This is a genomic window from Bacteroides sp. LFL-34 (assembly GCF_027257075.1).
In the GTDB taxonomy this organism is placed as follows: domain Bacteria; phylum Bacteroidota; class Bacteroidia; order Bacteroidales; family Bacteroidaceae; genus Bacteroides; species Bacteroides ovatus.
In genome coordinates this window covers 63,902-87,221 of sequence record NZ_JAPQKZ010000023.1, presented here as the reverse complement: position 1 = coordinate 87,221, position 23,320 = coordinate 63,902, and the positions used below count along the sequence as shown (strand labels likewise).

Sequence of the window (23,320 nt, the reverse complement as noted above, 5' to 3'; positions counted from 1 at the left end):
ATATAGTGATTTAATGAATAAATAAACGAACGTTCAGGAATTATATGAGCAGGACGTCAAAATGAAATTAGTCAAATGTTTGACTAATTCGGCGGAAATATGTACCTTTGCCGCCGAAACGAAACAGGTAAAAAGGTTATAGAAAATGAGAGAAGGAGCAGAGTTTAGAGAACTCATGTTGCAGATTGTTCGTACCCGTATGGCTTTCCGCCGGTCTATGCAACGGACATTGAGAAAAAATAACGCGGGAATTACGTTTGAGATGCTTCAGGTATTGAGTAGTTTATGGCACGAGCAGGGAATTAGTCAGCAGATACTGGCAGAACGTATTGCAAAAGATAAAGCCTGTTTGACCAATTTGATGAATAATCTGGAAAAGAAAGGGTATGTTTACCGTAAAGAAGATCCCGCCGACCGTCGCAATAAACTGGTATTCCTGACTCCCGAAGGGGAGGAGTTTAAAGACCAGATCCGTCCGATTCTCGATCAGGTTTATGTATACGCAGAAAAGATTATTGGTATAGAAAGCATTGAAACGATGTTATCTGAATTAAAAGGTGTATGCGATGTACTTGAAAATGTATAAAAAATATGGGGCAGCTTTGTCCTGCCTGCTTTTGGGCACTTCCTCCATCAACGCACAAACAGATTCTTTGTTTCTTACCGTCGATCAGCTTTTTGAAAGGGGAGTGCAGCATAGCCTGCAACTTCAGGCAGACGCAATGAGAGAGTCCATGGCGCAGGAGCGGACGCGAACCGCACGTTCTGCGCAGTTGCCGGAACTGCAGATTGGACTGAAAGGGGGATTTGTAGGACAACCCGTCGTTTGGGAACGGGGATTATCCGATCCTGTCTATCCGGAAGCACCGGACTGGTCACAAAACTATGCGATTGATTTGGCGCAGCCTCTCTATCAGGGTGGCAAAATCCGAAGTGCTATTCATAAGGCGGATATAGAAAAGCAAGTTGCCAAACTACAGACATTGACCGATCAGGCGGAAATAAAGCTAAGGTTATTGAATCAGTATATGAATCTGTTTAGTCTGTTTAAGCAGCATGAAGTACTGGCGCGGAATATTGAGGAGTCAGAACTTCGGCTGCACGATATACGGCGGATGAAAAAGGAGGGTTTGATAACGAACAATGATGTGTTGCGGAGTGAAATGCAGCTGACTAATGATCGCTTGTCTCTACAGGAAGTGGAAAACAGCATTGCGCTTGTATCGCAGCAGCTCGATATCTTATTGGGACAGGATGAGAATTTATTATTAAAACCCGATACCACTATTCTTTATCAGGCAGTTGCCTTGCAGCCGTATGATGATTATATCGTTCAGGCTTATGCGAACGATCCGGCGATGAAGCTGCTTCGTGCACAAACTGAATTGGCAAGAAATGAGATCCGCTCTGTCAAGTCCTTTTCTCTTCCCAGTGTGTCGCTCTATGCATCGAACACCTTGGCACGCCCCATCTCGCGTACATTGGCGGATATGTATAATAATAACTGGAATGTAGGTGTGTCGGTTTCCTATCCTTTATCATCACTTTACAAGAACAACCATAAAATAAAAGAGAGTAAACTGATGGTATCTTTGCGGAAAAATGAGGAGGAACAGAAGATGCAGGGAATCCGCATGGATGTACGTTCGGCATTTTTACGCCACCGGGAAGCGTTGCAGAGAGTGGAGGCTCTAAAGCTGTCTGTCCGGCAAGCGGAAGAGAATTATCGTATCATGCAGAATCGTTACCTGAATCAGCTGGCTATCCTGACTGATTTGCTCGATGCAAACTCCGTTCGTTTGAATGTAGAATTGCAGCTGGTCACTGCGCGCACTCGTGTGGTTTATACTTATTATCAACTCCGGAAGGCGTGTGGGGATTTATGATTTTAGAATTATGATTTATGGGGGAATTGTTATGGCAAATGAATTGAAAGAGAAACAGCAGAAACTAAAGAAAGTAAGAGTTCGTAATATCGTTTTAAATTTGGTATGTATCTGTTTGGCAGTCTCCGGACTTTGGTGGACTGCTACTTACTTTTGGCGTTACGTTAATTACGAAGTGACGAATGATGCTTTTGTAGATCAATATGTGGCTCCTTTGAATGGCCGGGCTTCGGGCTATATCAAGGAGGTTCGTTTTAAGGAACATCAATATGTCCATCAGGGAGATACTCTGCTGGTGCTTGACAATCGTGAATATCAGATTAAGGTAAAGGAAGCGGAAGCTGCATTGTTGGATGCACATGGCTCGCAGGATGTTCTTCATTCGGGTATTGAAACTTCCCATACGAATATTGCCGTACAGGATGCCAACATCGCTGAAGCGAAAGCGAAACTTTGGCAATTGGAACAGGATTATCATCGTTTTGAACGTTTGTTGAAAGAAGAATCTGTTCCGGAACAGCAGTATGAGCAAGCGAAAGCTGCTTATGAGGCAGCAAAGGCACGTTATCAGGCATTAGTTGCACAGAAACAGGCGGCATTATCACAATATGCGGAGACAAGTAAGAAAACAACCGGTACGGAGGCTGCCATTTTGCGTAAAGAAGCAGACCTGGATTTGGCTAAGCTGAATCTGTCTTATACGGTTCTCACTGCTCCTTATGATGGATATATGGGTAGGCGTACGCTTGAACCCGGTCAATATGTGCAGACCGGACAGACTATTTCTTATTTGGTGCGTAACAAGGACAAGTGGATTACCGCTAATTATAAAGAAACGCAGATTGCTAATATCTATATTGGCCAGCAGGTGCGTATTAAAGTAGACGCAGTGCCCGGAAAGATTTTTCACGGGGAAGTCACTGCAATTTCCGAGGCAACCGGGTCTAAATATTCCTTGGTTCCTACAGATAATTCTGCCGGCAATTTTGTAAAGGTGCAGCAGCGAATCCCTGTGCGTATCGACTTGGAAGATGTTTCTCCGGAAGAAATGGCACAGTTGAGAGCCGGGATGATGGTGGAAACAGAAGCTTTACGCAAATGATTACCATGAAGGAATTGGAGGCACCTGTTCGTCAATGGGTGCCCGATTGGCTTGGACTTATCAGCATTTTCATCGTGATTCTTCCGGTCACTATGCTCAATGGCTCGTATACAGGCAGTATGCTGGAAGTGTCGAACACGCTGGGTACTAATTCGGAAGATATTACGATGGGGTATTACGCTGCTTCGGCAGGTATGGCTATCGCATACCCGATTATTCCTAAGGTGTTGGCAGCCTTTTCCGTGAAATCTCTGTTATTGATTGATTTAGTACTGCAATTCTTCTTGAGTTGGGTTTGTGCACGTACGCAAAACGCAGATATTTTGATTGTCTGTAGTTTTGCTGTCGGTTTCTTGAAAGGGTTTCTTATGTTGTGGTTTATTCGTTATGCCCAGAAGATTTTCAGTCCGAAGAATGTGCGTAGCGAGTTCTATTCTTATTTTTATCCGTTGGTTTACGGTGGGGGACAAGCTTCGATGCTGGTAACGGCTTTACTGGCGTATCATTATAACTGGAAGTATATGTACTACTTTATGATGGTATTGATCTTGATTTCCATTCTGTTTGTTATCATCTGTTTCCGGCATAATCGTCCCATAAAAGCTGTCGCATGGTCTGATCTGCATATCCGTGAGATGTTTGTTATTTCGGCCGGGTTGCTGATGTTGATGTACGTTATCAATTATGGCAAAGTGCTCGATTGGATGGCTTCCGGTAAGATATGTATTTATATTGTAATAGCACCTATGCTGATTGCGCTGTTCATCTGGTATCAGAGCCGTTTGGAGAATCCTTATGTAAGTCTGGCTCCTTTGTTCCAACCCAAAGCAATTGTGGGCTATTTTTATATGATGCTCGTGATGTTTTTCAGTACATCAACCACTTTGCTGACTAACTATCTGACTGTTATTCTGAAAGTAGATACTACGCATACCTATTCTCTTTATATTTATTTGCTTCCGGGATATGTAGTCGGCGCCTTTATTTGTTTTTGGTGGTTTCGCTGGCAACGGTGGCGTTTCCGTTTTCTGATAGCGGGAGGAATGAGTTGCTTTGTGATTTTCTTTGCCATTTTGTATTTTGGCATTTCTCCGGATAGTACATATGAGATGCTCTACCTGCCTATCTTCTTTCGTGGTTTGGGTATGTTGACTTTGATTATTGCTTTTGCCCTGTTTGCCGTGGAAGACTTGAATCCGAAATACTTATTGTCGAATGCTTTCTTCCTGATTATTTTCCGTTCCGTGCTGGCACCTATCATGGCGACTTCTTTTTATAGTAATGTACTGTATCGACTGCAACAAAAATATATGTATTCTTTGTCGGAGACTATAACTGCTACTGATCCATTGTCGTCAGCACGCTATAGCCAGTCGCTGAACAATGCGATGACACAGGGACATCCGTATGATGAGGCTGCGCAGTTGGCAACCAACTCCTTATATAATATGTTACAACAACAAAGCCTGTTGCTGGCACTGAAAGAGATTCTGGGTTATTTGTTGGTTATATCTGTTGTCATAGCTGTGATTTCTCGTTTTATTCCTTTCCATAAAACAATCCGCGTTACGTTTAAGAAAACAGGCGATGATATGGTATAACAAAAAAAGAGTTGCTATCCTTCACTCAATGATAAGTTGAACGGGATAGCAACTCTATTGTTTTAACAATGTATCTTTTATCTTCGATATATTTGTTGTATCAGATAGCGACTTGTTTACAAGGTTACCCCTGTTTTAAAGATAGCAATTTCGCGATAGCCTTTCTTTTCGTTGTTTACGAATTCACCGCTTGCCACTTTGATGATATAATCAATGAAGCGTTCACAAGTCTTTTCCATCGGTTCGTTTTCTACGATCACACCGGCGTTGAAGTCAATCCATCCCGGTTTGTTTTTAGCCAGGGTTGAATTGGTGGAAATCTTCATGGTCGGAACAAAAGTGCCGAAAGGAGTACCGCGTCCGGTGGTGAAAAGCACCATGTGACATCCGCTCGCAGCCAGAGTAGTGGCTGCAACCAGGTCATTGCCCGGAGCAGAAAGCAGGTTGAGTCCTTTTTTCTGTAAACGTTCGCCGTAAGGCATTACGCCGGATACATAACTCTTTCCACATTTCTGGGTACATCCCAGTGCTTTTTCTTCCAGAGTAGAGATACCACCGGCTTTGTTGCCCGGAGAAGGATTTTCACCTACAGGCTCTCCATGTGACAGGAAGTATTCTTTGAAGTCATTAATCAGATGGACAGTCTGTTCAAACAGCTCTTCGTTTTTACAACGGTTCATCAGGATTGTTTCTGCACCGAACATTTCCGGAACTTCAGTCAATACGCTTGTACCTCCCTGTGCAATCAGGAAATCGGAGAACATACCCAATAGCGGGTTTGCCGTAATGCCGGAGAAACCATCGGAACCACCGCATTTCAATCCCACACGCAGTTCGGACAAAGGAACATCGGTACGTTCATCTTTAGAAGCCTTTGCATACAAATCGCGGAGGATTTCCATTCCTTCTTCGTATTCGTCACCTACCTTTTGAGTAACCATGAACTTCACACGGTCTTCATCAAACTCGCCCAGGAACTCACGGAATACATCCGGCTGGTTATTCTCACATCCTAAGCCTACTACCAATACAGCACCTGCATTGGGATGAAGCACCATGTCACGAAGAATCTTTTTTGTATTTTCGTGGTCGTCACCAAGTTGCGAGCAACCGTAGTTGTGTGGGAAAGCAACAATGGCATCCACTCCCTTGCCTTCGGTTTCGCGACGCAGTCCTTCAGCCAGTTGACCGATGATACCGTTTACGCAACCTACCGTCGGGATAATCCATATTTCGTTTCTTACCCCTACATCACCGTTTTTGCGACGATAACCTTTGAATGTAAGATCTTTATGAGGAATATCCAAAGAAACCTGAATCGGGTTGTAAGTGTAATCCAACAATCCGGCGAGGTTGGTTTTGATGTTCGTTTCGTTCATCCAGTCACCCTGTTTCTTAGCCATTCGTGCATGTCCGATAGGATAACCGTACTTGATTACATTTTCGCCTTCAGCAAAATTCTTCAATGCGAATTTATGTCCGGCAGGAATGTCTTCGTTCAATGTAATTTCAATGCCATCTACAGAAAGATGCTCTCCTGCCGGGAGGTTAACAATGGCAACGGCGACGTTGTCGGCAGGATTAATTCTTAAATACTTTGTTTCCATGTAATGTACTTGTAAAGTTGTACTTTGTTGTTATTTGCTATGGTAATAGTCTATTGTCTCTACTGTTAACAGATCAATGGGCATATAGTTGATACGAGTCACTTCTTTCTTGAAAATAAGATGATCGCATAGAGCTTTGATGCCATTGGCTCCTTGCAGTTCCGGCTGCTGGGCGATGAGGAAGGAGATACTTCCTTCTTTCAGGCAGGTGACATTCCGTTCCAGAAGGTCATAGCCTATCAGATTGAAGTCTTTCTTTCCACGGCTTTGCAGGTACTCGCCAACGATGTAGGCTTTAGAGTTGAAAGTGATTCCGTTCTTAACCATCGGATAAGTGCGGAAGAATTCGTCCAGCATCTCGTTATCTTCGTCGTTGCGTTCGGCATGCAAGTCAAGTTCCAGTATAGTACAAGACGGATGATGTTCTTTCATGTACTGCCTAAAACCGATTTCTCTGTTCTCCTGCTGATTAGATCCTACAATTCCTTCATGTATTTTGCGGAAAATCACAATTTCCTTTTCCTCCCGTGCCAGTAACATCATCATTCGAGCAGCGAAATATCCGCTTTGACGTGAGTTCTGACCAAAGAAGGCAAGGGGAGGAACCTCTTTAATATTGGAGTCTATATATATATAAGGTATATCCAGTGCCTGCAACTGATCGGTGAATCCTTTCGTATATTGCGGAGCGGTAGGAGCTACCATCACTCCGTCCGGCTGCAGGGCCAGGATGGCTTCACTGGCGTTGACGAATGAATGATAATCGTATGGATCGTAATAGTTGATTTTCACCGAAGTATTGAAATCCGAATAGGTCGCGATAGCTTCATGAATACCGATTTCTACAGCCGTCCAGTATTCGCCTTCCAGATGCTCCGGCAAAAGGCAGATAAACGTATACTTCTTGTTGGAAGCCAGAGCGCTGGCGTACATATTGGGCTGGTAGTCAAGCTGCTTCAGAATTTCTTCTACGCGTTTCTTACTGGCTTCCGACACTCCGCTACGTCCGTGAATAACGCGGTCTACTGTTCCCACTGATACATCTGCTAGACGGGCGATGTCTTTGATTCTGATCCTTTCGGGCAATTTATTCATACGATAACCTTTATTTATATAGGTTTTTGTGCTCGCACACAATAATAATCTTAATATTTTCGATACAAATATATAACAATTTTTGTAATTACGAAAATTGTTGTATCTTTGTGCCCGCACACGAAAGGTATGTAATATTAGTTGTGTTATAGATTAATGTTCATATAATCAATGTGTTAACCCTTGAAGTGGGGCTGGAATGATAAATTGAAAGTTCATAATATTAATAACTTAGAAATTGAAACATAAGATTATGGGAAAGAAAGTCGTTACATTAGGCGAAATCATGCTTAGATTATCAACTCCGGGTAATACTCGTTTTGTTCAATCTGATTCTTTTGATGTAGTATATGGTGGTGGAGAAGCTAACGTTGCAGTAAGCTGTGCCAACTACGGACATGAGGCCTATTTCGTAACTAAATTGCCGAAACATGAAATTGGACAGTCTGCTGTTAACGCATTGCGTAAATATGGTGTTAAGACAGACTTTATTGCTCGTGGTGGCGACCGTGTAGGTATCTACTACTTGGAAACTGGTGCTTCTATGCGTCCTAGCAAGGTTATTTATGACCGTGCTCACTCTGCTATTGCTGAAGCTGACGCTGCTGATTTCGATTTTGATGCAATCATGGAAGGTGCTGACTGGTTCCACTGGTCTGGTATCACTCCGGCTATCTCTGACAAGGCTGCCGAGTTGACTCGTCTGGCTTGTGAAGCTGCAAAACGTCACGGTGTAACTGTTTCTGTTGACTTGAACTTCCGTAAGAAACTGTGGACTAAAGAAAAAGCACAGTCTATCATGAAACCGTTGATGCAGTTTGTAGACGTATGTATCGGTAACGAAGAAGATGCAGAACTTTGTTTGGGCTTCAAGCCGGATGCTGACGTTGAGGCTGGTCACACAGATGCTGAAGGTTACAAAGGTATCTTTCAGCAGATGATGAAAGAATTCGGATTCAAATATGTAGTTTCTACTTTGCGCGAATCTTTCTCTGCTACTCACAACGGTTGGAAAGCGATGATCTACAACGGAGAAGAATTCTATACTTCAAAGCGTTATGATATCGATCCGATTATCGACCGTGTAGGTGGTGGTGACTCTTTCTCCGGCGGTATTATCCATGGTTTGATGACTAAACCTAATCAGGGTGCTGCTCTTGAATTCGCTGTTGCTGCATCTGCATTGAAACATACTATCAATGGTGACTTCAACCTTGTTTCTGTAGAAGAAGTAGAAGCATTGGCTGGTGGTGACGCAAGCGGTCGCGTACAGAGATAATTTGGAGAGTTGAAAAGTAAAGAAAATCAATTCATTTAAATAGTAAATAATAAGATGGCAAAATTCGATAAAATAGCCGTATTGAATAAGATCGGCTCTACAGGAATGGTTCCTGTATTCTATCACAAAGATGCAGAAGTTGCAAAGAAAGTAGTAAAGGCTTGTTATGACGGTGGTGTTCGTGCTTTCGAATTCACAAACCGTGGTGACTTTGCACAGGAAGTATTTGCTGAAATCGTTAAATTCGCAGCAAAAGAATGCCCTGAAATGGCAATCGGTATCGGTTCTATCGTTGATCCGGCTACTGCTGCTATGTACCTGCAACTGGGTGCTAACTTCGTGGTAGGTCCGTTGTTCAACCCTGAAATTGCTAAGGTATGTAACCGTCGCTCGGTAGCTTATACTCCGGGATGTGGTTCTGTGTCAGAAGTTGGTTTTGCGCAGGAAGTAGGTTGCGATCTTTGCAAAGTATTCCCGGGTGATGTTTACGGAACTAACTTCGTGAAAGGTTTGATGGCTCCGATGCCATGGTCTAAGCTGATGGTAACAGGTGGGGTAGAACCTACTAAGGAAAACCTGACTGCATGGATTAAAGCCGGTGTATTCTGCGTAGGTATGGGCTCTAAACTGTTCCCGAAAGATAAGGTAGCAGCAGAAGACTGGGCTTATGTAACTGCAAAATGTGAAGAAGCTCTCGGCTATATTGCTGAAGCTCGTAAATAAGATTAGAGAGCGAAAGCTATCTATAATAAAAAGAGGTTGATGCGACAGTCTCTTTTAAAATATGCCTCGAGGGTTAGTTAGTTTAGTTAGTATATGAGGCATATTTTCATTTTGTTTAAAGGTGTTTAAAGGGGATAGGCCATCGGAATGAGTGACTCATTTCGGTGGCTTGTTTTTTTATTTCCTTTTTATATGTTGTCGATGTTCGAATATATAAATGGGCAGGAATATTAACAAGAAGCAGAGAACACTGATGAGGAGCAGATAACGGTTGTAGAGATACTCTCCCTCCTGGGGAGGAGCACTTAACAGGCATCTTAAGCAATCGCAGTCCATATCCTGACTGTCGTGCTGGCAAAGCAAAAAGCAGAAAGTAATGAGAACGATACCTAATAACAGGCAGATGATTAGTAGATTTCTGCGATAATGTGTGTGTCTTTTGTCGGGTTTTGATAAAGAAGAAACCATGTTTTGTTCTGATAGTTATCAATGTAAAATGAAAGAAATAAAGGGCAGACAATGCCTGAATAGGATTGTCCTGCCCGATACTATTGATTATTGGTAGGAAATATACTTTTAATGGTTATTCCGGAACATAAATAATCTCACCGTTATCCAGTTCGTAGGCTATCCCTACTTTTCTTCCTCTTTTCCCTGAATCCTCCTCTTTCTGACCGGAAGGCTTGTAAGTGTTGATTTTCTTTCCTTCCTTGGAGATGATTTCCATATTTTCTTTACCAGGATTCTTCACGATGGTGAAATCTTCCTGTCCGAAAACTTCCGTCATATTCATGTGCATCACCATTGCTACCATCAATGCCACGGCAAATACCATCGCTACGTCGAACAAGTTTACTACTACACTTAGCGGGTCGGTATCCTCTTCTTTGAGGAATTTGCTGACTCTTCTATTTCTTTTCATTATTGGACTCTCCGGTTGTTTCGTTTAATACTCTTGATACATAATCGAGGTTGTTGACATCTTTGGCATACCAACGTTGTTTGAACTGCATGGATATCAGTCCCACAGCACTAATAACCAAACCTACAACAGTCGTTGCAAATACTACCTGCATATTATATGCCATTCCGGAGATATCTCCTGTAGAAAGTCCCACAAGTGCCGGACTCATGGAAATCAATGTTCCTATCAATCCGAGAACCGGACCTATCTTAGCCAGCATTTTAGAAAGAGACACATCTTTCTCTGCTTCATTCTCGAATTTTGTTATCAGGAAGTCAGAGTAATCTGCACTGGCCGGATGGTAGAGCAGATCGCGGAGATAACCCATATATAGTGAATTGTCTTTGTCGGGTAAAGCTGCTTTCAGATCGTCTATCCGTGCATCTTTAATGAGTTGGTCCAGTGCTTTGTCATTTTTACGTTTGGTCATGTACATGTTGTAGGTGCCTCCGATCAAAATAAGTGAACGAACGAACAGGCACAGCAAAATAATGATATCGGGTATAAGTAAACTGTTCGCTACCCAGAATAAAAGTTTAGAGATGAGTTCCATATAATATTTTATTGATTGATTTTACTTCTTTTTTTTAATTCTTTACGTTGTAATAAAGGCCATTTCAGCTTGTTCCAGGCAAATCCAATGAGAAACAGGATAACGAACAGACCGATGGACAAGATAATCGCTTTCCAGTTGAGCGCCTCTTCGGTGGCGGCATAGGTCGTTTTCCCATTGACAGTGGTCAGTAGTCCGAGGATACAGATGAATAAGCTGACAAGGAAATGAACTTCCAACCGGAGATCGTCTTCGGGTACAAGATACTTCATCAGCCGGCTTAATAATGGGATGGCGATAACCACTATCCCTGCAAATGACCAGGCTGTCACTGAAAAGTCTACGCCAGGTAACCGGAAGATAGCTTCTGTGAGATAGTAGAATAATACGGGGAAGAGCAACAAGCTGGGATACCAGCGAAGTAATTCCGCCCACCATAAATTCTTCTTACCATAAAGTCCGCGCAGGAAAGCCACGCAATAGCCGAAGCAGAGTGCTGACTCAAGCGTTATGATAATAGCCATGTTTTGCAATGCTTCCGTGTTCTGCAGATAATCAGCAATCTGTGTCTTTGACTGGAGAATAGCATACTGCCAGGTGCCGGCTACAAAAAGACCGGCTATCAGGCTGTATATTACGGTTTGCCAAAGTTTCCAGAAACTGAGTTTGAAACTGCAGTTAATCACGATAAACAGCATTAATATGTGAATAATTAACTCCATATTACATTACTTTTTCCGTTTCTTTTTAAGTATTAGCAACATGACAACAAATGCTACCAGAACAATACCTGCGATAAGGCCTCCATTCAAAGAATTTTGTTCTTCCTGTGCCCCTTGTACGGCATCGCTCGATTGTTTCTTCAATACCATGCCTCCTTTGGTCGCTTCTCCGTCCAGGGTGGCTTGTTTCATTTGTTTCAGTTCCTTGTTGTAGTTGGCTGCGGTTTGCGCATCTACTTGAGAGGCGATGAACTGCTGTAATTTGGCATTGTCTCCGGTAAATCCGCTGCCCGAAGGACCGAATTGTCTGACAAGGTCTGTATGCAGTTTGGCAATATTGGAGAGTTGTTCCGGAGAAGCTTTCCAATATCCTTTGCGGGCAGTTTCCATCATAACGGCAGTCACTTCCTGTAAAGCTGCGGGATTCTGTTTTTCAAAGAAGTCTTTTACATTCAGTTTGTATTCGTCTTTGACATATACATCATATATATTATCCCAAAGTTCCTTGTCGATAGCGGCAGGTTTCATCACGTTCCAGCCATACGTATTGGTTACAGTCTGGGCAACTTCGCTTGCTGCAGAAGCACCGCCTTTCATTTTCTCTTTGATATAGGTAGGATTCAGAATCGTTGTACGGCTTTCTACACCGACTGCTTCTTTAAGTTCCTGCATTTTCATGTTGTTGCGGTTCCGGTAGTCGCTAAGATAAGCGTCCGGGTCTTTACCGGTAACATTGCGTACGGCAAGATTCATACCTCCCATGAATTCATATACGTGGTCGAGGCTCAATGCTCCCCAAGTGTTACTTTGGCGGGGCTGAACGACAACATCAGTACTGTTCAATGCTGCTTCAAAGGCAAATTTCTGAAAGACTTCCCAGTGTTTTTCGTCACCGTAGAAGGCTCCCATATTGTTGAGGTAAGTATCTGCAATTTCCGATTCACTTTCCCAGCGGTCGCCGGATTCCACCATTCCTTGAATTCCTGTACCATACATGCCATTAGCACCTCCGAATACTCGGAAAGAAGCCATTTCGCGGGCATCTTTCGGACTGACACCTTTTTCGGTCAACACTCTTTCAGCTTCTACCACACTGGCAGCTACCTGATTTTCAAACTTGTCGTCTTTCGCTGCCGCAGCCATTTCTACTGCACGGTTAATCAGGAAGAGGCGGGAAGCGGCGATATCACGGAGTTGTCCGGAAGTCTGAACTACTACGTCGATACGTGGACGTCCCAGTTCGGCTGAAGGAATCAGTTTTAGATCACTGACACGACCGAATGCGTCACGAACAGGTTCTACTCCCAGCATATACAGTACTTGAGCAATAGTAGCCCCACCGGTTTCTATAAATTCGGAAGACCAGAGAGTATAACTCACTTTACGTGGGATTGAATCATTGTGACGTTGCTTGTAAGTATCAATCGTTTGTTTGGCTAAAGCGATACCTTTTTCCCAAGCGGATTCTGTAGGAGTTGCTTCGGCATTGATAGCATACATATTACGTCCGGTTGGTAAAGCATTCGGATTAGCAATCGGATCACCTCCGGGAGTAGGAGCGGTGTATCCACCTTTCAATGCATTCATCAGACTGCTTAACTCTTCTTCGGGACTTGTCAGAAGTGCGTTCTTGTAGTTGCCTACATTCTTGATTGTACGCTCTACTTCAGCGATGGCAAGTGCCAGTTCGATTTCTTCTTTACTGTATTCTTTCGGAGCTTTTCCCATAGCGGCCATCATGGCAGCCATACCTTGAGGCTTTTCTTGCTTTCCACTGTTTCCCTGTTTGTCAGAAGATCCGGCAGCTTTTTCTTTATTAGCTTTCATTCCGGCTTCCATTTTCTTCAATGCTTCCGGACTTGCTCCCATAGACTTAGCCATTTCCATTGCTTTTTCAGGATCCATGTTGGCGCCCATTTTCTTCATGGCCTCTTTCATGCTTTCGGGCATTTGACCATGAGGAGAACCCTCTTTGGAGACAGATGCCGGATGTCCTTTACCTGCTTTCTTTTCGTCGGATTGTTCACTCTTTGCCGATGCAGCCATCATCATTGCCATCATACCTTTCGGAGCATTGCGGTCTGCCTCTATTTGACGAGCCTTGGCTAGTTCCTGTGCGGTGATACCGGCTGTACGACAAATTAGTTCATCTGTGGCCAGTGCAGGATTAGCGAGCAACTTTTCTACCAGATGGCGAGCAGGAGTCAAGTACTGTTGTGTAAAGAGGCTGCGGTGCTTGCTAACGGCATCTGTCGCTTTACCACGTTGCTTGTCAAGAGCCAGCAGGCTGTATGCGATAGGTTCTGTAGCCATTGCATAGACGGAAGAAGTGATCCGTTCCGCTTCATAAGGAACTCCCATTGTGTAGAGTTGTCCGGTGATTTTCTCGGTAGCCAGTTCTTCTGCGAAGTTTTCTACACGGGCGATTTCATCTTCCGTATATGGTTTGTTGGCAATGCTGTCCAAACCTAAATCACGGTGAATTCCCATTTTCACAGTCAGCGTTTTGACAGCTAATGATTCCTGATCTTTATTCTCTTTGTGAGAGTTATTGTAAATCTTGATTTTTTCCATCAGCTCCCGATAAATACCACGCACACTGCTTTCAAGGAAAGGAGGAGTGAGGTACGACTGTATGGTGGCATACGAACGGCGTTTAGCCATCATTCCTTCACCAACATTACCAATAGAGTAGATATAGAAGTGCGGAACTGCTCCAACCAGGCGATCCGGCCAGTCGTTGCTGCACAATGCCACTTGTTTTCTGGGAGTAAATTCAAGACTTCCATGTGTACCGAAATGGATCAGTGCGTCAGCCTTGAAACCATGTTGCATCCATAGATAGGAAGCAATATAAGTATGAGGAGGAGCCATATTAGTGCCATGAATCACTTGGAAGGAGTTGTCCCCGCTTCCGGCAGCATTTTGTGGCATTAAGACTACATTCCCGAATTGCAGACGGGCAATACCCAATTTACCGTCGTTAGTCGCCATATAGTTGCCGGGGAATTCGCCGAAAGCATCCACCACTTCCTGATATTTTTCAGGGCGGAGTGACTCTTTCACCCAACTTTCATATTGATCTTTGGTGATAAGTTCGGGATGTCCTTTTTGCATAAAGTCATTAAAGGCTCCCTCTGCGTAAGAGTTGAACACAGCGCCTTGAGCCTGTATCATTTTACCCAGTTTTTCAGCATTTGCAGGCAGACCGGATATGTTGTATCCTTCCTGTTTCATGCGGACCAGAAGATTGTATAGGGAAGGAACCACCTCCATACCGGCAGCGGTCAATGCATTTTGCCCCGGACCTTTATAATAGTAGATAGCTACCTTCTTCTCGCTGTTCGGCTTAGTATTCAGATTCAAATAATTATTGATTGTGGATACGAAAGTCTTCAAGCGTTCGGGTACTGCATACGAATGGCGCAATCCTTCTTCATCCTCATATTGTGCAAAGAGAGCGAAAGGACGGATGGCACCGTCGATTTCCGGAGTCACGATACTTTGTGACATAAATCCTCCTGCCATTCCCATCGGATCTTTCTCCCATTCGTCTACCAGGCTGTTGATGGTGAGCGGAGCAAACAAGAGGATATTCTTAGCTTTCAGATAATCCACCATTTTGTCTCCCATGCGTCCGTGTGCCATGTTGATGATTGCGTCTGGCTGCACTTCGTCAATAAATGACATGAATTTCGTCATTGACTGAACCGGATAAACATTGTAACCTTCTTTTTCAAGAGCCTCAATAAGTCCGGTGGCATCAGCCATTTGTCCGGTTATCATGATTTTACGTGCTCCTTCTTTATAAAGACGGTTGTCCTTCATGAATTTCTCATAATTTGCCACGGTGAGGAACTCCAGTTCATCATCCGGGTTGGTGAGTCCGGCGTGATAGAGCATGTCGCTGGGTCTTTCTGCCGGGTCTTCCACTTCCGGTATGGAAGAGATTTTACCGTCAATAGCTTTACGGATATAATTCAGCATATTCCGGTAGTTGGTCTTTCCTCCGTTGGTCAGATAACCTCGTATCAGATTCTGTTGTACGCTGTCCAGATTACAAATGTTGTTGGCCGGGTTGGTAGCCATGGAAGTATATACAGGAATACCTTTGTCGGCAGCCTGTTGTATTTGTTGACGTTGTTCCTCGACGATACGCAGACCCATTCCGTTGATGAATACCATGTCGTAACCGGTCAGACGGTCGAGGTTGTCGAGCGATACTTCACTGAGTTTGATGGATAAATTGTCGTTGGCTTTCGATATACTTCCCTGCTGTATGGTCTGGAAGTTGATGAAAGCAATCTTTGTAGGACTGAACCAGATATTCCATACGGACATCCCTATCAGAGCTGCAGCAACGGTGCATACACCTAAGATGATTTTACTTTTCTTTTTCATTTCTCTTATTTTTAGCTTTGTATGTAGTTTTATCTTTTCTATTTTCTGAAGAACCTGTCTACGTCTAATGCAAGTCCGATGGAGAAGTTGGTTCCCCGGGTATAAGGAGAGTTTGCATCATAATAGCTTGGAACATAATTAAATATGTTGTTGACGGCCATATTCAGGCTGACTCCTTTCCAGATCCCTTGTGTCAACGTCAGGTTCCACATCGTATATCCCGGATAAGTCACTCCGGTAGTCCCTTCATCCGGATTATTGCCCACATATTTATTGGTTTCTACTTTGGATAACGCACGTCCGTTCAGGGAAAGATTGAATTGATAATTATCCCATGATTTGCCGTATTCGATACGTGCGGTCGCTGAATGTGGGCGGGTACTGGAGAATTTCATTTGTCCGTCGCGCATAAACTCGTGGAGGTATCCGTAAGAAACACGTATTCCCAGACCACAAGGATATTTGGCGGAGGCGTTGATATCCACACCGGCGATGTCTACTTTCTCTGTATTGATATATAGCTGTGCCCATCTTCCGTCAGTGTCGCGGAATGAAGTCAGGTCGATCCGGTCATTGACAAGGTTGTAATATCCTGAAACGGTAAAATTGTAACGGTTCTTGGTATATTCCGCCGAGAGCGAGAAGTTGTGGCTCGTCTCCGATTTCAGGTCGGGATTACCATAAATCATCATGGCATTTGCCATGTCGAAGTTCATATACATTTCTTTGAGGGTAGGAGAGCGGAATCCCTGTGAGTATGAGCCACGGAGGGAGCAGTTGGCTATTTTGTACATCAGTCCGATGTGCGGAGATATATGACGTACGTTAGATTGTGAGAAATAGTCGAAACGTACCCCGCTGATTACGTTGAAATGTTCGGTCGGGTTCCAGTCGAACTGTCCGAATGCATCTGCCGAGTGCATGGTATAACTTCCATTGTTGGTAAATTGATAAGACAATAGATAGTCACGCATATAATCTCCTCCTACGGTCAGAATGTTTTTATCGTTGAAGGTGTAATTGTAGAGTGCGCGTACGCTATGTTGCACATTGCTGTAATCGCGGACATCGTATTTGTATGAGGTCAGATAATCACTTTTATCATATTGGTCGAATGTATAGGCAACTTCCAGATTACTCATGATGTTGAAATCATAGTTGGCTTTCAGACCTCCGCTGAAATCACGATAACGGTCTTTGCTGTCTCCGGTCTTATCCCGTTCGCGGAAATAATAACCTCCGCGTGCAGTCAGTTTCAACTGTTCAATCGGTCTGTAAACAAGACGTTCCTTCACATTCCATGTGCGGTTTCCGAAGATGGTTGTCACATCTCCTTCCGGTACGTCGTAAGAATCGGACATTGTATGTTGCACATTCGTCTGGCTGTTGAATTTACCGGCTTTGAAACTGAAAGTTCCGCCATATCGTTGGTCGTTATGTTCACCGAAGCGGCTGTTTACATTTAAATTCCATGGGTCCTCGGAATCACGGGTGATGATGTTGATTACGCCACCTACTGCACTGGAACCATAGAGAGTAGAGGCAGCCCCTTTTACAATTTCTACCCGTTCCACGTTATCGAGGTTCAATCGGTTGTAGTCGACGTTGTTTAAAGTTTCCCCTGCCAGACGTTCGCCATCTACCAGGAAGAGTACAGAGTTTCCTCCGAATCCCTGCATATTGATAGAAACCTGCTGATCCATTGAATAGGAAAATTCAATGCCCGGCAGTTCCGATTGTAATAATTGTCCTACGTTGGTTGCATCTACCTTCTTAATATCGTCTGCTGTGATTACACGAGTGATGATAGGAGCATCTTTCAGTAATTTGGGAGTACGTGTACCTGTGACAACCACTGTTCCCAGGTCAAACTGATCTTCCGATAAGCGGAAACTTAGTCTTTTCTCTTTCCCTACAGTCAGTCTTTTTTCTTGTGGCTGATAGCCTACATACGAGGCGGTGATGAGGTATGTACCGGTTCCGGGGAGTTGTAATGTATATGTGCCGTCGACGGATGTGACGGCTCCGGTTCCTTTACCTTTGATGGAAATCGTTGCACCGGGGAGAGGTTCCCCTTCTGTATCAGTTACACGTCCGCTGATGTGATAAGTTGAGTGTTGTGCTAATGTGGTGCAAGTTGCTATAAATGAAAAAAGCAATAATGATATTATAAATGTAGGTTTCATTCTTGTTGATTGGTTTCATTGTTGTTGTCCTCGAACTCAAGCGGATACTGGAAATTGAAGTCAATATATCCTTTTATACCTCTGGCATTCATGTAGTTGGTAAAACGGATCGCTGCGTATGTATTGTCTTTCAAACGTATCAAAAAAACTTGGTTTGACATGGTGTATACCGGAGGCATCGTTGCGGTATTAACGTCCAGCCAGCTGGAAAGAACAGCATTACGGTAAGACTCTGTGTAGATAATGTTTCCGTCCATCATGCCCGACATGTCAATGGCTATTTTATCGGTTGTCCATTCATCTTCTACAAAATCTTCCGCTTTAGGCAGTTTACCTGTTGCTTTAAACTCGTCGATACTTGTGTAAGTTGTTTTGTAGGCAGCACCCTCGTTGGTTTTTATATCATAACGATGAATAGCGAAATCCCACTTGTCAGGAATTTGACTCTCATATTCCTCTCCGATTTTAACGGTAGTAACCGTACGTTCCGAGAGGTTAATGTAGGCCCATTCTGTATATTCAACAGTCTTGACTTGTGAAAAGCTATTTTCCTTGATTTCCATCTCCGTTTCGATGGGGGCATCATAAATATTTTCAAATATTCCATTACAAGCAGAGAGCGACATTGCCGCTCCCAGTACTATAGTATATTTGAAAATAGCGTTCCTGCTTCTTTTCATTGCTATTTAATCGTTTATTGTGCGCTACTTTGAGTATTACTTCCCGTAAATTCTGCTGTAATTGGCATTGGCATACTTCCCGGTGAGAAAACGATACTAACAGTGGCTGTTCCGTCTGCATTAATTGTACCGTTCAGACTTGTGCCGTTAATAGCAAGAGCTTCACCTGTAGTTTTTTGGGTATCTGCTTCAAAGGCACCCAGACTGAGCGAGTAACTACCATTGTTTGCTTTAGTAACATTGACTCTGGTAACAGTGAATTTTTCAAAGTTACTCATTGAACCTCCTGCATTATTAAACCCGCTGATTGTAACATTTACGGTACTACCTGTTGGGTTTTCAATCTTTACTTGGCAATCTGTAGTAGAGCCAACTTCTCCTCCTTGTACCTTAAGGCTCAAATTAGTTTGGTATTTATAAGTGTCTTTTATATAATAACCAACAGGAGTTTCTCCTTGTATGAAATCAATCTCCATTTTTCCCATAGGTACAGGAATATCAACATTGGCTTTCAAACTTAACACTTTAGAACCATCTACACTACCTTCTAATGTGTAGTCGTAGCTACCGCCTGTGCTGCCGCCCATAGACATGGCAACTTCACCGGAACCGCTGAAAGACTTATTAGAAGAAAGTTTTAAATTATTCAGAGTGAAATCTCCAGATCCGGATTTATATACCAAATTGATGGTACCATCTTCGTTGGCAGTGATTGTTGCTGTGGATTCATCACCCAACAAATAATCAGAGAACATATTGCATGCGCCGACTGAATAACCTTTATAAGCTCCTGCTATTTCTTTGGCAAGGTTAGGTTCATCGTCGTCGTTGTCGCTACAAGAAACGAAAGTAGAAGAAAGAGATAGTGCCATAAGGGCAACCATCCAAAAGTTTAAGATTTTCATACTTAATTTTGATAGATAATGATTAATTAAATTTCCAGCTGCAAAGTTACGGGGATATATATACGGGGGAAATACCTAAAAGAAATGAAAAAATGAGAGGCTTTAATTATATGTAGGTATTGGGAGGAGTGGATTAACTCGTTATTTTTGCAGTCTTTTACTAAATTGATGATTAAAAAATTAAAATGAGAAGAAAATGAAAGGCGGCTACAGTAGAAAAAGTGTATTGACAGGGATTACTTCTTTCCTGATTGTATTGTTTACTATGCCGTTGGGGCATGCATTAATGATTTTTATGGAGCATGTGCTCTCATCCACAGCTCTTCACTATGCGGCTTTCACGATGGGAGCAGTAGGTCTGGTGATGGTGATTATTGGAGTGTTTGCAAAAGGAGATACACGACAGACATTATGGGGATTATTCGGAGGACTACTCTTCTGGACCGGATGGGTAGAGTTTATCTACGTATATTATGCACATCGTTATGAAGTGCAACCATTGCTGAACGCTGCCGGTGAAGTCGTGACAAAACCGGAATATTTAATCATGCCTTCCTCCTTCGGCTTTTGGGTGATGTTTATGCTGATTTACATTTTCAGTATAAAAAGCGGATGCGACTTCTTTACCTATCTTCAAAAAGTCTTTTTCCGTAAGAGTACCACCACGATTGTAGTACGGCCGATGACACGTCATACCTCGATTGTTACTTTTATGGAGTTAAATCTCATCATGTGGACGAGCTATCTCGTGCTACTCTTCTGTTATGATGAGAATTTTGTCGGCGAGCATAGCCCTGTTACTGCTATAGTTGCTTTCGGCTGTCTGGCAGGTTCATTTTTTATGTTTAAACGCCTGTTGAAAATCACTCAATGGGGATATGCCATGCGCTTTTCTATTGCTACGGTAGTAGTGTTCTGGACTTTTGTAGAAGTATTGGGACGCTGGAATATCTTTCATGAAATATGGGTAGAACCAATGGCATATACAACAGAGATGATTACGATACTTTTGGCTTTTTTAGCTCTGTTGGCATTTCTGTTCTACCAGTCTGCTAAAAAGAAGAATAGTCATAACTAAAATATAGAATCAGAAATTATGTTAGAAAAAGGATTGCAATTTATAAAGGAAGTAGTGGTCAAACCGGAAAATCTGGCAGTGGCAATGGGATCGGGTGATCTCCCTGTTCTTGCTACTCCCGCTATGGTAGCATTCATGGAAAATGCAGCTTTGTCTGCTGTTGAAGATCAACTGCCGGAAGGCAATACAACGGTAGGAGCAATGATTCAGACTACACATCTTAAACCCACTGCATTGGGAGACACGGTTCTTGTAACAGCCACACTTCTTGAGGTAGAGGGACGAAAGTTAACATTTTCCGTAGTAGCCTCTGATTCACAGGGTAAAATTGGTGAAGGAACACATATACGTTATGTGGTAGACCGGAATAAGTTTATGGAAAAACTAACCAGTCGTTAATACTGCCAAAAGTGGAAAAGGATGAACTAATCTCCGGGTAAGATGTTTTTTGTATATTAGATATAATAACAATATATAATATGGAACCTCATCATCACCACGAACATAGTCATCGGTTGACATCGCTCAATAAAGCTTTTATCATAGGCATCGCTCTGAATATAACTTTTGTCATAGTAGAATTCGGAGTAGGATTTTATTATAATTCTTTGGGGTTACTTTCCGATGCCGGGCATAATTTGGGTGATGTAGCCAGTCTGGTACTTGCCATGTTGGCCTTCCGGTTGGAGAAAGTTCACCCTAATAGTCGTTACACGTATGGATATAAGAAGAGTACGATACTTGTTTCTTTATTAAATGCAGTTATACTGTTGATTGCTGTTGGCATTATTATTGCCGAGAGCATAGACAAATTATTTCATCCGGTTTCGGTTGATGGTTCCGCTATCGCATGGACAGCTGGGGTGGGAGTGGTCATCAATGCGCTTACTGCATGGCTTTTCATGAAAGATAAAGATAAGGATCTGAATGTGAAGGGGGCCTACTTGCACATGGCAGCAGATACACTGGTATCTGTCGGTGTAGTTGCTTCCGGTATTATTATTACGTATACAGGATGGAGCATCATTGACCCGATTATCGGACTTGGCATTGCTGTTATTATTATTGTCTCTACCTGGGGATTGCTTCATGACAGTCTCCGGTTGTCTTTGGATGGAGTACCAGTGGGGATAGACGCTCAAAAGATACAGCAACTTATCGTGGAACAACCCGGTGTGGAGAATTGCCATCACTTGCATATTTGGGCGTTAAGCACAACGGAAACCGCTCTGACTGCCCACGTTGTCATTGATAATATCACACAGTTGGAGGAAGTGAAACATCATATAAAGGAAGCACTCGAAGAGGCAGGCATTCATCATGCCACTTTGGAGTTTGAAGACGAAAGAGCTACTTGCAGCAACGAATGTTGTGAGGATTAAATAAAATCCGTACCTTCGCGCCCTTAAACTAACTAACCTTTATTTTTATGTTTACTGACTTATTGCATTCCTCTTATTTTTCCCTTTTCCTGATTGTCGCATTAGGGTTTATGCTGGGAAGAATAAAAATCAGAGGATTATCTCTCGATGTGTCGGCAGTTATTTTCATTGCCCTTCTTTTCGGGCATTTTGGTGTTATCATTCCTAAAGAATTAGGAAACTTCGGTTTGGTGCTCTTCATTTTTACCATCGGTATTCAGGCAGGGCCCGGATTCTTCGATTCTTTCCGCAGTAAAGGAAAGACGCTTATTCTCATTACTATGCTTATAATTTGTTCTGCCTGCCTGACCGCAGTCGGGTTGAAGTACGCATTTGATATTGATACACCGAGTATTGTCGGTCTGATTGCCGGTGCGTTGACCAGTACGCCGGGTCTGGCGGTTGCTATTGACAGTACCAATTCTCCTTTGGCATCCATTGCTTACGGTATCGCATATCCGTTTGGAGTAATCGGCGTGATTCTGTTTGTCAAACTGTTACCTAAAATTATGCGGGTAGATTTGAATAAAGAAGCCCGTCGCCTGGAGATAGAACGTCGCGGACAATTTCCAGAACTGACTACTTGTATCTACCGTGTCACCAATTCGCATGTGTTCAACCGTAACCTGATGCAAATTAATGCACGCGGTATGACGGGCGCTGTTATTTCCCGTCTGAAGCACAATGATGAAATATCTATTCCTACAGCCCATACAGTGCTGCGTGAAGGAGACTACATACAAGCCGTAGGTAGCGAAGAATCATTGAATCAGCTTGCTGTGTTAATCGGTAAGAGAGAAGAAGGCGAACTGCCTTTGGATAAAACGCAGGAAATAGAATCTTTACTGTTGACCAAAAAGGACATGATAAATAAACAACTGGGTGATTTGAACTTTCTTAAAATCTCTGGAAAAGACGAATAAAAAGGGACAAATGTCTTCGTAATGCCTGTCAATAAGGCGTTTGCGAAGACAAATGAGGACAGGCGAAAAATCGAGGTAACGTAAAGGAAAGCGGATTTATGAAGAAGAACGGTCTCCAAATCATTACCCGCCGAATGGTGATTTTTAACACACCGTGTTGTATTTGGCAGCTTGTGGCACAGGTTGGCATATCA

Annotated in this window: 18 protein-coding genes and 1 pseudogene; 10 read left to right on the top strand and 9 right to left on the bottom strand. The window is 43.0% G+C overall.

Annotated elements, in window-relative coordinates:
- The first annotated feature begins 145 nt into the window (after positions 1-145).
- The 4 genes from N5O98_RS15035 to N5O98_RS15020 are packed head-to-tail and all read left to right on the top strand — an operon-like array spanning position 146 to position 4,589.
- The gene (locus N5O98_RS15035; protein ID WP_004308067.1) at positions 146-586 is read left to right on the top strand and encodes a MarR family winged helix-turn-helix transcriptional regulator; all 441 of its coding nucleotides are present in this window, start codon (positions 146-148) and stop codon (positions 584-586) included.
- On the top strand, positions 567-1,886 hold the full coding sequence (locus tag N5O98_RS15030; protein ID WP_022199880.1) for a TolC family protein: 1,320 nt from the start codon (positions 567-569) through the stop codon (positions 1,884-1,886). Before N5O98_RS15035 ends, N5O98_RS15030 begins: the two co-directional genes overlap by 20 nt.
- A 31-nt stretch (positions 1,887-1,917) precedes the next feature.
- Positions 1,918-2,988, top strand: a complete 1,071-nt coding sequence (locus tag N5O98_RS15025; protein ID WP_022199881.1) for an HlyD family secretion protein — start codon at positions 1,918-1,920, stop codon at positions 2,986-2,988.
- Positions 2,985-4,589: an MFS transporter gene (locus N5O98_RS15020; protein WP_004308064.1), complete on the top strand. Its 1,605-nt coding sequence runs from the start codon at positions 2,985-2,987 to the stop codon at positions 4,587-4,589. Before N5O98_RS15025 ends, N5O98_RS15020 begins: the two co-directional genes overlap by 4 nt.
- Before the next feature lie 116 nt (positions 4,590-4,705).
- Here the strand turns inward: N5O98_RS15020 and N5O98_RS15015 are convergent, their stop codons facing one another.
- Both N5O98_RS15015 and N5O98_RS15010 read right to left on the bottom strand, forming a co-directional pair.
- Entirely contained in the window at positions 4,706-6,196 is a 1,491-nt protein-coding gene (locus N5O98_RS15015; protein WP_004303833.1) for a UxaA family hydrolase, read from the bottom strand.
- A 30-nt stretch (positions 6,197-6,226) separates the two neighbouring features.
- Positions 6,227-7,291: a LacI family DNA-binding transcriptional regulator gene (locus N5O98_RS15010; RefSeq protein WP_004308063.1), complete on the bottom strand. Its 1,065-nt coding sequence runs from the start codon at positions 7,289-7,291 to the stop codon at positions 6,227-6,229.
- Between the two features lie 253 nt (positions 7,292-7,544).
- On the opposite strand from N5O98_RS15010, the gene N5O98_RS15005 reads away from it, so the two are divergent.
- Together N5O98_RS15005 and N5O98_RS15000 are read left to right on the top strand one after the other, a co-directional pair.
- Positions 7,545-8,570, top strand: a complete 1,026-nt coding sequence (locus N5O98_RS15005) for a sugar kinase (RefSeq protein ID WP_004300154.1) — start codon at positions 7,545-7,547, stop codon at positions 8,568-8,570.
- Between the two features lie 54 nt (positions 8,571-8,624).
- Positions 8,625-9,293: a bifunctional 4-hydroxy-2-oxoglutarate aldolase/2-dehydro-3-deoxy-phosphogluconate aldolase gene (locus N5O98_RS15000; protein ID WP_004300153.1), complete on the top strand. Its 669-nt coding sequence runs from the start codon at positions 8,625-8,627 to the stop codon at positions 9,291-9,293.
- Between the two features lie 583 nt (positions 9,294-9,876).
- Here the strand turns inward: N5O98_RS15000 and N5O98_RS14995 are convergent.
- From N5O98_RS14995 to N5O98_RS14965, 7 genes are read right to left on the bottom strand one after another with little or no spacing between them, the layout of a single operon-like run.
- The gene (locus N5O98_RS14995; RefSeq protein ID WP_004300151.1) at positions 9,877-10,215 is read right to left on the bottom strand and encodes a DUF2149 domain-containing protein; all 339 of its coding nucleotides are present in this window, start codon (positions 10,213-10,215) and stop codon (positions 9,877-9,879) included.
- Positions 10,202-10,810: a MotA/TolQ/ExbB proton channel family protein gene (locus N5O98_RS14990; protein WP_004300150.1), complete on the bottom strand. Its 609-nt coding sequence runs from the start codon at positions 10,808-10,810 to the stop codon at positions 10,202-10,204. Before N5O98_RS14990 ends, N5O98_RS14995 begins: the two co-directional genes overlap by 14 nt.
- Before the next feature lie 8 nt (positions 10,811-10,818).
- A complete protein-coding gene (locus N5O98_RS14985; RefSeq protein ID WP_004325695.1) occupies positions 10,819-11,532 on the bottom strand; it encodes a hypothetical protein in 714 nt (237 codons plus the stop codon).
- Between the two features lie 6 nt (positions 11,533-11,538).
- On the bottom strand, positions 11,539-15,933 hold the full coding sequence (locus N5O98_RS14980) for a cobaltochelatase subunit CobN (protein ID WP_004308061.1): 4,395 nt from the start codon (positions 15,931-15,933) through the stop codon (positions 11,539-11,541).
- A 38-nt stretch (positions 15,934-15,971) separates the two neighbouring features.
- Positions 15,972-18,119 carry a TonB-dependent receptor gene (locus N5O98_RS14975; protein WP_004308060.1) on the bottom strand — a complete coding sequence of 716 codons (2,148 nt, stop codon included), beginning with the start codon at positions 18,117-18,119 and terminating at the stop codon, positions 15,972-15,974.
- Positions 18,116-18,799 carry an HmuY family protein gene (locus N5O98_RS14970; RefSeq protein WP_004308059.1) on the bottom strand — a complete coding sequence of 228 codons (684 nt, stop codon included), beginning with the start codon at positions 18,797-18,799 and terminating at the stop codon, positions 18,116-18,118. The genes N5O98_RS14975 and N5O98_RS14970 overlap by 4 nt, the downstream gene beginning before the upstream one ends.
- Before the next feature lie 14 nt (positions 18,800-18,813).
- A complete protein-coding gene (locus N5O98_RS14965) occupies positions 18,814-19,704 on the bottom strand; it encodes a calycin-like domain-containing protein (protein WP_004308058.1) in 891 nt (296 codons plus the stop codon).
- 196 nt (positions 19,705-19,900) lie between these two features.
- On the opposite strand from N5O98_RS14965, the gene N5O98_RS14960 reads away from it, so the two are divergent.
- From N5O98_RS14960 to N5O98_RS14945, 4 genes and pseudogenes are all read left to right on the top strand, one after another.
- Entirely contained in the window at positions 19,901-20,782 is an 882-nt protein-coding gene (locus N5O98_RS14960; RefSeq protein WP_004308057.1) for a hypothetical protein, read from the top strand.
- An 18-nt stretch (positions 20,783-20,800) separates the two neighbouring features.
- The gene (locus tag N5O98_RS14955) at positions 20,801-21,181 is read left to right on the top strand and encodes a thioesterase family protein (protein ID WP_004303823.1); all 381 of its coding nucleotides are present in this window, start codon (positions 20,801-20,803) and stop codon (positions 21,179-21,181) included.
- An 80-nt stretch (positions 21,182-21,261) separates the two neighbouring features.
- Positions 21,262-22,164, top strand: coding sequence for a cation diffusion facilitator family transporter (locus tag N5O98_RS14950; RefSeq protein WP_004300142.1), 903 nt, complete (start codon positions 21,262-21,264; stop codon positions 22,162-22,164).
- A gap of 47 nt (positions 22,165-22,211) precedes the next feature.
- Positions 22,212-23,114: pseudogene (locus N5O98_RS14945) on the top strand (TrkA C-terminal domain-containing protein); the annotation flags it as partial.
- Between the last annotated feature and the right edge of the window lie 206 nt (positions 23,115-23,320).

Bases quoted from the DNA above. Each gene is read 5' to 3' on its own strand.
- N5O98_RS15035 (WP_004308067.1), top strand. From the start codon at position 146: ATGAGAGAAGGAGCAGAGTTTAGAGAACTCATGTTGCAGATTGTTCGT.
- N5O98_RS15030 (WP_022199880.1), top strand. From the start codon at position 567: ATGTACTTGAAAATGTATAAAAAATATGGGGCAGCTTTGTCCTGCCTG.
- N5O98_RS15025 (WP_022199881.1), top strand. From the start codon at position 1,918: ATGGCAAATGAATTGAAAGAGAAACAGCAGAAACTAAAGAAAGTAAGA.
- N5O98_RS15020 (WP_004308064.1), top strand. From the start codon at position 2,985: ATGATTACCATGAAGGAATTGGAGGCACCTGTTCGTCAATGGGTGCCC.
- N5O98_RS15015 (WP_004303833.1), bottom strand. From the start codon at position 6,196: ATGGAAACAAAGTATTTAAGAATTAATCCTGCCGACAACGTCGCCGTT.
- N5O98_RS15010 (WP_004308063.1), bottom strand. From the start codon at position 7,291: ATGAATAAATTGCCCGAAAGGATCAGAATCAAAGACATCGCCCGTCTA.
- N5O98_RS15005 (WP_004300154.1), top strand. From the start codon at position 7,545: ATGGGAAAGAAAGTCGTTACATTAGGCGAAATCATGCTTAGATTATCA.
- N5O98_RS15000 (WP_004300153.1), top strand. From the start codon at position 8,625: ATGGCAAAATTCGATAAAATAGCCGTATTGAATAAGATCGGCTCTACA.
- N5O98_RS14995 (WP_004300151.1), bottom strand. From the start codon at position 10,215: ATGAAAAGAAATAGAAGAGTCAGCAAATTCCTCAAAGAAGAGGATACC.
- N5O98_RS14990 (WP_004300150.1), bottom strand. From the start codon at position 10,810: ATGGAACTCATCTCTAAACTTTTATTCTGGGTAGCGAACAGTTTACTT.
- N5O98_RS14985 (WP_004325695.1), bottom strand. From the start codon at position 11,532: ATGGAGTTAATTATTCACATATTAATGCTGTTTATCGTGATTAACTGC.
- N5O98_RS14980 (WP_004308061.1), bottom strand. From the start codon at position 15,933: ATGAAAAAGAAAAGTAAAATCATCTTAGGTGTATGCACCGTTGCTGCA.
- N5O98_RS14975 (WP_004308060.1), bottom strand. From the start codon at position 18,119: ATGAAACCTACATTTATAATATCATTATTGCTTTTTTCATTTATAGCA.
- N5O98_RS14970 (WP_004308059.1), bottom strand. From the start codon at position 18,799: ATGAAAAGAAGCAGGAACGCTATTTTCAAATATACTATAGTACTGGGA.
- N5O98_RS14965 (WP_004308058.1), bottom strand. From the start codon at position 19,704: ATGAAAATCTTAAACTTTTGGATGGTTGCCCTTATGGCACTATCTCTT.
- N5O98_RS14960 (WP_004308057.1), top strand. From the start codon at position 19,901: ATGAAAGGCGGCTACAGTAGAAAAAGTGTATTGACAGGGATTACTTCT.
- N5O98_RS14955 (WP_004303823.1), top strand. From the start codon at position 20,801: ATGTTAGAAAAAGGATTGCAATTTATAAAGGAAGTAGTGGTCAAACCG.
- N5O98_RS14950 (WP_004300142.1), top strand. From the start codon at position 21,262: ATGGAACCTCATCATCACCACGAACATAGTCATCGGTTGACATCGCTC.